This window comes from Lentilactobacillus senioris (assembly GCF_026798195.1).
Classification (GTDB): domain Bacteria; phylum Bacillota; class Bacilli; order Lactobacillales; family Lactobacillaceae; genus Lentilactobacillus; species Lentilactobacillus senioris_A.
Genome location: NZ_JAPQEZ010000010.1, coordinates 1 through 9,278, shown reverse-complemented (window position 1 = coordinate 9,278; position 9,278 = coordinate 1). Strand labels below are relative to the sequence as shown.

Here is a 9,278-nt window from a genome sequence, read left to right as displayed (position 1 = left end):
CTTTTTTGTGTGCATTCTGCTTAATTTAAACGGACAAGTATACATCTAAAAGGTGAACGTGTCGTCTGAGAGCACGTGATTATTTACTTTTTACTTTGTTAGCATCGCCGGTTTCCAAAGTCTGTATTTGAGTCGTAAGCGTATTTTGTTCAGACTCAGTTAACGATTCAAAAAAAGTTTTTTGTAATTGGGCTAATCCGTTTTGTTGAGTTGAGCTATACCCTAAAATTACCATAGCTTTCATAAAGTTTTTTAGATGATTGTCAATTCTGAGCGTAGTATCAAAAGTAACACCATCTATTTGTTTAGACTTCGTTTTGTTTGATTCGTTTAGAGAAGATATGGAAATTTCTTTTTGGGGCTGGGGCGCCGATTTTCTAGGAATTATTTTGCTTTTATTTGAGTTAGGATTGTGTAAAAGTTCCACCATGCTAGTCCGCCCTTTCAATAATTTCTTGTGCCACAGAATCGTATAATCTAATTATTTTTTTATCGAACTGATCTTTTAGAAATACACCTCTGATTGAATATCTTTTGATTCTTTCCATATTACGAATTAGGGTTTTTAACATGTTTTCTTTCCCAAATTCTTCTTCTGCTACTTCTAATGTGCTGTGATCAACAGGCGCCCCATTCTTTAATAGCACAGGAAGTATACCGAGTAAATTCAAACTAGGTGCTTCGTATTCATCGATTACCTGTTCCTGTATATATTTTAGAAACGATTCGGCACCCTGAAGACTGTGCTCTTGAGTTTGAAGGATAATCAGAACCCAATCTGAAGCGTATAAGGCGCTATCAGAAATTAAGGAAATAGTCGGTGGCAAATCAAATACCACAAAATCATATTTTTCTTTTAGTGAGGCAAGTAGCTTGCTAAAATATGTAACTCTATCTTTATAATTATTTTTAAACTTTTTTTCCATAATCCGTGGGTACAATGAAAAATCTGCGCTTGATGGAATAAAGTCAATGTTTTTATCCAAAGTAACCAACGATCTTGATAAGTCCTCTTCTTGGATTGATGCAAGCAAGGTTTGATTAAATTCAATATCATCGTGGCCTAAATTAGCCGCGGTTTTAAAGTAAATATCTGTAGCGTTTGCTTGAGGATCGAAATCAATTAATAGCGTTTTTTTACCAGCACGAGCTAGTGCCAGGCATGCAAGCGTGGCATTTGTTGTTTTACCGGTGCCACCTTTAAAATTTCCAAAAGTAATTACTTCACCCATTATACTGACCTCCAATTAAGTATCCTAATATACAAGGATACTTGGATACAAGGATGATAACATACAAAGATACTTGGATACAAGGATACAAGGATACATTTCTTCTCAAAAGCCGTTAAATTAAGATTGACTGCAAGTATCCTAATATACTTAGATACAAGGATACAAGGATACTTAGATACAAGGATATGAATATACAAGGATACAAGGATACAAGGATACATAAAAAGAAATGTTGATTTATCACCAAACAACGAGTAATATTGGTTACATAAAATAGAACATAAAAAAACACCCACCGACGGGAATCGGTGAGCGCCACATAAAAGTCAACTCATTTACTGTCTATTATATCATGGCCGGAGCGATTTTTAAAGCCCTCGGGGACAAGCTGGGGTCTAAATCCAAGGGGACACTTTTGCCAGTGCGACTTCAATAAGTCTGGCTATACCACAACCAGGTTATCTGGACGGCTGGGTGGTGAATAGTGAGCGCGACCATTAACGGCGCGGGTGGTAAAACGAAGCTTCGGCTTGGTGTCGCTGATTAGTTGGTGATCGAACAAACATAAATACGTATCATCAACGCCTATTAGGGCGTTTTTTAGTAGGTTAAACCGAAAACGTAGGTTTATAATGAGTGGTGGTAGCACTACCGCAATTGTACAGACAAGCGACGGGCGTTAACGACCGACGACCTAAGGGGAAAACTTAGCATAGAATTGTACTCTGGTTCAGTTAGTCCAAATAGCTGTTTCTAGGGAACAATTCTGCGCTCAACACGTCACTCCCTCTAAACTGAATGGAAAACCGTAGCCCGTCAAGTCATAATCCAAAGAAATTTGGAGGAATTGTTGGAATGTAAGGATTACATTGTTCCATTGAATCCAGATGTAATCGTTAAGAAGACAATCTATCGGAGTTCCTCAAGAATTACTGAGCGACAAAGGAACCAAGTGAAGAGAGTTTTGCATAGTCAAGGATATCAGGGAAAAATTGGCAGTATTCGGTATACTCGAGTAAATTATAAGTATTCGTTCAAAGTGTCAGTTGAGTATCAAGGAAACATTGGTAAGTTTTTAGTGAATACTAAGAATGAGACAGTTCAGTTTAAAGGAATGGTCTAGGGAAAAACTAAGGTAATTTCACAAAAACATTTTCCCTAATTAAAGCCAATCTAAGACTTATACCACTTCTTTTTAAGATGGTTTCACAAAGGAAAAATATCAGAGTGTTGTTTCCTCGGTATCTGATAAGGTTACTTGGTATAATCGTGATTATGTTAAGTAAATATTGGTATAGGTACTTTAATAAGCTCACAAAGATGTGTCTATTTTGGACAGAGATAGGATTATTAAGGCTTTAGAAAACGCACCTCTTAAAGGTACGATGAATGATATGGCGCCACTTGTCTATGGATATATAGTTAATGCCACTCTCTTTTATGATGAAGTTATTAAAATAGAACCTCATATATTTAATGGATGTGAAAATGATAAGGCTATTCACAATAAGATTCATGAGGCCGCTTTGAAGTTAGTAAGTAAGCATTCAAAATTAAGCGTAAATAAAAAGCCGTCCCTTATACTTTAGCAGGTATGGGCGACTCTTTATTATTGTCTGTCTCTTGCTACCGCCTTTAAAGCGGACCTAAAGAGATCAGTGTGCAGCTGGTCTCTTTCTTTATACCCAAATGCTAACACACCCCACATAGATTGTACATTAATTTGTAGCTTCATTTGCTCGCCTATGCATGCCAAAATAATTGTCAGGTATGTTCTTAGCATGTCCAGGTTTCCAATGAATAGTTAGTTTAGAGTTTTTGGGTGCGTTATCCTTAACGGCCACGTACCTAATATGATCATGATCTTCAATTAAGAATATTCGTTGATAGTTGTTTAGAGTTTTAACGACGGTACAATCATCATGAGTAATTCCGAAAACGTCAGTGAATTCTGTCATAATACTACCTCCTAAAACTGGGACTATTTTCGGGTTATTATAGCATTACAATAATAGTTTACAGTTTACAATGACTCGGCTGACGTTTGCTTACGACATGCTTCTAACCATAATTTAATTCAAAGGGTTGACTTGCACAAAATTTTAGGTTATTGTTTACATATAAAGAGATTTCTTTAATCCTATTTATTCCTCAAAATAGATTAAGGTTAAAGTGTCGAAAGATCGCCCTTCCCCAAACAAAGGGCGATTTTTCTATTGATTATCTTTATAGTTATAGTTTTTTGCAACGCGTTCGCCGATAAAGCACACGTTGATTTTTTGCTTTAAAAAATGTATTATAGTACCTGTAGTATCCAATCAATGCCGTTATTGTTTCCTCCTTTCTGTCCCTTTAGCAGAAAGGTTTTTTTATGCGCTTTTACGTGCCATATATTTCATTACTTTGACTAATTCTTAACAATTTTATATAAATTTTGGTCTTTATACATTGTTATGTTATACTAAAACGTGATTAGAGGAAGCTACATAGGCTTTATCTGATTAAAAAAACAATATTTTAGGAGGCATTGATATGCGTAAATCACTCGCAAAATCAATCTATTTCGGTGCTGCTGCATTGGCATTTGCCGGCATCGTGGGTACTACAAGCACTACTGCTAATGCTGCAACCGCAGCTAAGATCACTTCAAATAAGACCTTAACTACTGTTGCTACTTCACGTAACGTTAATTTAACCGGTACTAATGCTGTTTATACTAAGGCTGGTACTCTTAAGGGCGCTAAGGTTGTTGCTTCAACTACTACTGCAAAGAAGTTAAGTACTTCTACTAATGGTGCTGCTAACTTCCGTGCTTACCGTGTTGCTACTACTAACCGGGGTTCAGTTTATTACAAGGTTGTATCATTTGATGGTTCATACCGTGGCTGGGTTTACGGTGGTAAGTCAACTTCTAAGTTCGCCGGTGGTGTAGCTTCATACGACACTACTAAGACTGCTACTGCGCCAAAGTCAACTGATGTTTATACTTTGAAGAGTTCAGCGGTTAGTTCCACAGCTAACAAGGCCTTTTATGCTCAACCAGCTTGGGCACAATACAAGGTCGGTCGTGCTAAAGTTAATGGTGCAACTTTGACATCTACTTCAGCTTACAAAGATACTCAATTCACCTTTAGTGATGCTGTTACAAACCGTGAAGGTGACACCTTCTACAAGGTTGCTAGTGCTTCTAACGCTACTGCTTTAGTTGGTCAATGGGTTGCTGCTTCTGCTGTTACTTCACCGACTGCTTTTAACTCAGCAACTAATGTTAAGTTTAACATCAATTCACTTGACGGTACCACTATTGCTACTTTCAATGCTAAAACAAAGCAGACCACAGAAGGTTCTAATGCTACTGCAGACTTATACACTACTAGTGGTCAAATCGATGAAAATGTTCATGCTGCAGCTAATGCTGCTTTGAACGGCACTGGGTATACTTTAACTCCAAGCGACTCATACAATCAATTGGCAACCAATGCTGTTGTTAAGACTGGCGATACTGTTACATTGTATGCTAAGAAAAATGGTCAAGCAGCATCTCAAGTCACTGTATTTGCACAGTATCCTGATTCAGCAGCTGTTTCACAAGTTCAAACAACGGCTGCACCTACTGTTGATAATGCAACCAAGGCTCAAGGCTTAGTTATTACTCCAAAGGACACTGCATTGTTTAATGGGACTTTGGGTGCTAACTTTACCGGAGCCGAAGCGTTAGCTTACTTGAAGGGTAACTCTGTATTGAGTAGCTTAACTTCACCATCTTGGACTGAAAATGGTGCCACTTATCACTATGTTTTGACACCAACTACTGCCTTTGCTGGTACTTTTGACGCACCATTTAGTGCTGTTTACACTGCCACTAAGACGGTCGTAACTTCAACCCCATCAACCACTGATAACAATGGTACTGCAATCTCAAACACTAAAGCATCAGCACCAGTTACTGGTACAACTGAATAATTTGTTGTAGAAGTATAACTTTTTAGGCTCTTTGTCAACTGGTGTTGGTGGGGAGTTTTGAAACGCATTTGACCTTGTGTCAGATGCGTTTTTGTTTACTCTCGAATTAATAAAATTCAAATTAGAACAAAGGCAACAAAGAGCCGACAATAATTGCGTGTCAGCTATTTGTTGCCTTTGTTCTAATTTGAACGCGAGTGGCAGGGGTCGAACCTGCATCTATTGGGGTTTTACTGTTGGGCAGTAGATAATTCATTGTTCTACCGTTGAACTACACTCGCATGGTGAATCCACTATCTTTGTAGGTAGTGGATTCGTTTTAACGTGTTTTTTTTAAAATTTCAACAATTTCGGAAAGATACTTTTCTTCTTTTGTGGGAGTAGGTGTTTCTTCCGAAGAGTTATCTTTAGCTGGCATCATTTTATTAATCGCTTTGACCAGCAAAAATACCACAAAGGCAATAATTAGAAAGTTAATAATGGAATTGATAAATGATCCATATTTAAATGTGGCATTGCCAACCTTAAATACGAGGCTTGAAAAGTCAATTTGTCCTAAAAAAATACCAATTAACGGATTGATGATATTGTCAACAAGTGACTTAACAATGGCCGTAAATGCAGCACCAATAATAACACCGACAGCTAAGTGGGCCTAGAATAAAAAGTGTACAAGTTGAATAGAGACTCTGATTTAGTATAATTAAGGAAGTAAATTGGAGGATCAAATAATGACGAAGCACAGTTATGACAAGGAATTTAAGGAACAGGCCGTTCAGTATTACTTAGATAACAAGGATCACATGACCATGAATGAAATAAGTAAGAATCTAGGTATTGGGGCTAGTACATTACATAAATGGATTAAGCTGTTTACTGAGACTGGGGAGTTTGGCCGTGGCTCTGGTAATTTTGCCAGCGATAAGGACAAGGAGATTGCACGACTAAAGCGTCAACTTCGTGACGCTGAAGGAGCGATCGAAGTGTTAAAAAAATCAATCGGGATTCTGAGCAAGTAACTACCGAAAAGGTATACCAAGAAATGGACGTTCAGCACGCTTTGGAATCCCACCCTTCCATCAATGGTATGTGTGATTACGTTGGAATCTCAAGAAGTGGTTACTATCAACGAGAAAAGCGTCATAATCACCAATTACCGCGAAAGCTTCGGAAGAAGTTTATTCAAGGTGAAATTAAAGCAATTTGGCTCAAAAGCCTTTGTATTTACGGTGCCGGCAAAATCACCCAAGAACTTCGCTCAAAAGGATATAAGATCGCTGAACGAACTGTTGGTAAGTATATGCGTGAACTTGGCATTCACGCCGTTTACCTAACCCCTTGGACGACTACCACTCGCAATTCTAAGTTTGATAAACAGCTAATAAATATTTTAGACGAGCAGTTCAATCCATTGCGACCAAACGCCGTTTGGTGCATTGACACCACTTATATTTCAGTTCATGACGGATTCGTTTATTTAACCAGTATTATGGACTTGTACTCCCGACGGATCATTGGTTGGGACTTATCTGAAACCTTGGAGGTATCGAATGTCATCCCACTTATTGAAAAGACTAAGCACAGTCGCCATATTAGCAAGCCATTAATCATGCACAGTGATCGTGGTAGTCAGTTTACGTCTGAAGCTTACAATCAAGTTACAGCTAACATGACATTAAGCTATTCAAAGAAAGCTTATCCTTGGGATAATGCCTGCATTGAGTCGTGTCATGCCTTGATTAAGCGTGAATGGATAAATCGGTTTAAAATCCATTAATACTCCGAAGCTAAACGACTAGTTTTTCAGTACATTGAAACGTTTTACAACACAGTTAGAATTGACAGTCACTGTGGATTCAAATCACCAAAGCAACTTGAAGATGAGTATCAAACTCAAATTCAAAATTTAGTCGTGGCATAGGACAAAAAAGTCTCTATTTAAATTGTCTATTTTATTGACAGGGGACCAAGTGCATGAATGATGACTGGTAACAGCCAAGCCAAACACCATGCAACAACAAAGATTACCCACCAGCGATAACTCATAAAGTCCCAAAAAGTCATACCAACTTTAGAGCTCTCTACTTTAATCTTTTTTTGAAACTTTTCGTCTCCACGGATAAGACTATCTAAACTAACTTCAAATAAATCACTAATCTGAATTAATCTTTCAATATCAGGATAGGCTGAGCCAATTTCCCATTTTGAAATAGACTGTCTACTAACATTTAATAGTTCAGCTAAGTCATTTTGAGTCCAGTTCCTTCTTTCACGTTCCTCTCGAATTCGTTGCCCTAAAATCATTCAGCAAAACTTCCCTTCCACCACATTACTATCTAACAGGTCTTCTAAGAATGCATGCATATTATTTGAGCAATCTGACAACCAGCAGTTGCATCCTTGGTATAACAACGATTATATCTATTTTATATCAGCAGTATTCGACAATTTACCAAGAATAAAAAAGGAATTTAGCTTTCTTAGACCCAATCCTACCCCATCGCTCTGAATTAGTTTTATTAAATTATTGATATGACTTAAAGCTCTTTGGTCTTCAATCTGCCAGACAACATACTCATGCCATGTTTCACCTAAAAATTTAACTGATGTCATTTATCAATCTCTATTGTCTGGAAATTAATGAGCATGGAGATTCTTATTATTAGCTATGCTTTGAAATGACGATTCAGTTCTATCTGGTTGGCCTCACTATAAATTGGATTCTCAATCTCAAAGGTAAACTTCCGTCAGTTATGTTTTTCTGAAATAAAGATGTTTATGGAAATTGAAAGATTTAGATCTAGATCATCAAATATCTCAGCAGCTTGTTTCTTAATCTGTTGGTGAAAAAGAGAATTAGCATCAAAAAGCAGGCCACAACTTAACAGTTGTGGCCTCTTTTTTGATGCTGTATAATTAAAGGGTTAGAACCGTGTCATTACTTAATGACATAAATAAGGAGATAAAAAGATGAAATATGGCTATGCGCGGGTCAGTACCACTGATCAAAAATTAGCAAATCAAATTGAGTTACTAAAATTGGCAGGAGCAGAAAAAATCTTCCAGGAAAAGTTTACTGGCACAACTACTGAACGACCGGAGTTTCAAAAACTGTTGTGCGTTCTAAAAACAGGCGATACTTTGATTGTCACTAAGTTGGATCGGTTTGCGCGGAACACACGCGAGGCCTTAGCCATTATCCAAGAGTTGTTTAAAGAAAATGTCAAAGTTAACATTTTGAATATGGGCTTAATTGACAATACGCCGACTGGCCAACTAGTCTTTACAATATTTAGCGCCTTTGCGCAGTTTGAACGCGATATGATTGTCACGCGCACACAAGAAGGTAAAGTGTATGCCAAGCAACATGATCCGTTGTTTCGGGAAGGGCGACCGAAAACGTATTCTGAGGAACAAATCAGATTTGCCTACGAGTTACGAAAACAAGGCATGACCTATAAAATGATTGAACGAAAGACGGGGATTAGTAAACGCACGCAACAGCGAAGGTTTAAGTCGATTTAAAAATAGGTGTTTTAAGAATTGAATGTTTAATTAATCACGTACAACGGGGATTGCCGCTTTATTAAACAGTTGTGATAGAAATTTATTTAGGGATTTTAGGCACTATTTATACCTGTTGTGCTATTGAGGTTAGTTGTGATAAGGATTAATTTGTACTACAAAAGGCCTACTCAATTGTTAGTTGAGCAGGACTTTTGTGGGTATTTTGATTAGAGCTATTAACCCTATGCTAATTATAAGGCTTAGCTTTCAAATGGAACATACTATTATCCAAATTATGATTTGTTAAGGTGGTGTTGTCATAGTTACTGAATTGAATCAATTGGGCAGAAACAAGAAAAATTTTACAATCTACCACACAACCAAAAAGCCACTCCGAGGTGGGTGGCTTTTTTGAGTAAGTTAAGTGACAGCATTGATTGTTATATGATTGTGTATGTCCTAAATGGACACAAGCAACGCTCCTAAGCAAAGCCTGTATGTAATGATTTCAGAAAAGCCCTCTATTCCGTATAATAGAGGACTTTTTTGTGTGCATTCTGCTTAATTTAAACG

10 protein-coding genes, 1 tRNA gene and 1 pseudogene are annotated in these 9,278 nt (G+C 37.4%); 5 read left to right on the top strand and 7 right to left on the bottom strand.

Annotation, left to right across the window (positions count from 1 at the left end; all coding sequences use genetic code 11):
* Positions 1–79: 79 nt before the first annotated feature.
* Positions 80–430: a DUF5388 domain-containing protein gene (locus tag OXT66_RS09075; protein ID WP_011222016.1), complete on the bottom strand. Its 351-nt coding sequence runs from the start codon at positions 428–430 to the stop codon at positions 80–82.
* 1 nt (position 431) lies between these two features.
* Positions 432–1,232 carry a ParA family protein gene (locus OXT66_RS09070; protein ID WP_011222015.1) on the bottom strand — a complete coding sequence of 267 codons (801 nt, stop codon included), beginning with the start codon at positions 1,230–1,232 and terminating at the stop codon, positions 432–434.
* 853 nt (positions 1,233–2,085) lie between these two features.
* On the opposite strand from OXT66_RS09070, the gene OXT66_RS09065 reads away from it, so the two are divergent.
* A complete protein-coding gene (locus tag OXT66_RS09065) occupies positions 2,086–2,358 on the top strand; it encodes a hypothetical protein (protein ID WP_016526744.1) in 273 nt (90 codons plus the stop codon).
* A gap of 595 nt (positions 2,359–2,953) precedes the next feature.
* On the opposite strand, the gene OXT66_RS09060 is transcribed toward OXT66_RS09065, so the two are convergent.
* Entirely contained in the window at positions 2,954–3,193 is a 240-nt protein-coding gene (locus OXT66_RS09060; RefSeq protein ID WP_268597010.1) for a hypothetical protein, read from the bottom strand.
* A gap of 574 nt (positions 3,194–3,767) precedes the next feature.
* Here OXT66_RS09060 and OXT66_RS09640 point away from each other — a divergent pair.
* Positions 3,768–5,198 carry a hypothetical protein gene (locus tag OXT66_RS09640; protein ID WP_327059043.1) on the top strand — a complete coding sequence of 477 codons (1,431 nt, stop codon included), beginning with the start codon at positions 3,768–3,770 and terminating at the stop codon, positions 5,196–5,198.
* A gap of 192 nt (positions 5,199–5,390) precedes the next feature.
* On the opposite strand, the gene OXT66_RS09050 is transcribed toward OXT66_RS09640, so the two are convergent.
* Positions 5,391–5,479: transfer RNA gene (locus tag OXT66_RS09050), tRNA-OTHER, on the bottom strand.
* Positions 5,480–5,517: 38 nt separating this feature from the next.
* Positions 5,518–5,847: pseudogene (gene mscL / locus OXT66_RS09045) on the bottom strand (large conductance mechanosensitive channel protein MscL); the annotation flags it as partial.
* Between the two features lie 82 nt (positions 5,848–5,929).
* Between mscL and OXT66_RS09040 the strand changes: the two are divergent.
* Complete coding sequence (locus OXT66_RS09040; protein WP_003688751.1) at positions 5,930–6,217, top strand: transposase; 288 nt, start codon at positions 5,930–5,932, stop codon at positions 6,215–6,217.
* Positions 6,218–6,240: 23 nt separating this feature from the next.
* Positions 6,241–6,975, top strand: a complete 735-nt coding sequence (locus OXT66_RS09035) for an IS3 family transposase (RefSeq protein ID WP_419146388.1) — start codon at positions 6,241–6,243, stop codon at positions 6,973–6,975.
* Positions 6,976–7,145: 170 nt separating this feature from the next.
* Here OXT66_RS09035 and OXT66_RS09030 read toward each other — a convergent pair whose 3' ends face one another.
* The gene (locus OXT66_RS09030; RefSeq protein WP_268597009.1) at positions 7,146–7,502 is read right to left on the bottom strand and encodes a helix-turn-helix domain-containing protein; all 357 of its coding nucleotides are present in this window, start codon (positions 7,500–7,502) and stop codon (positions 7,146–7,148) included.
* Positions 7,503–7,619: 117 nt separating this feature from the next.
* Positions 7,620–7,811 carry a type II toxin-antitoxin system YoeB family toxin gene (locus OXT66_RS09025; protein WP_057811371.1) on the bottom strand — a complete coding sequence of 64 codons (192 nt, stop codon included), beginning with the start codon at positions 7,809–7,811 and terminating at the stop codon, positions 7,620–7,622.
* 357 nt (positions 7,812–8,168) lie between these two features.
* Here OXT66_RS09025 and OXT66_RS09020 point away from each other — a divergent pair, with 357 nt between their 5' ends.
* Entirely contained in the window at positions 8,169–8,723 is a 555-nt protein-coding gene (locus OXT66_RS09020) for a recombinase family protein (protein ID WP_268597008.1), read from the top strand.
* The last annotated feature ends 555 nt before the right edge of the window (positions 8,724–9,278 follow it).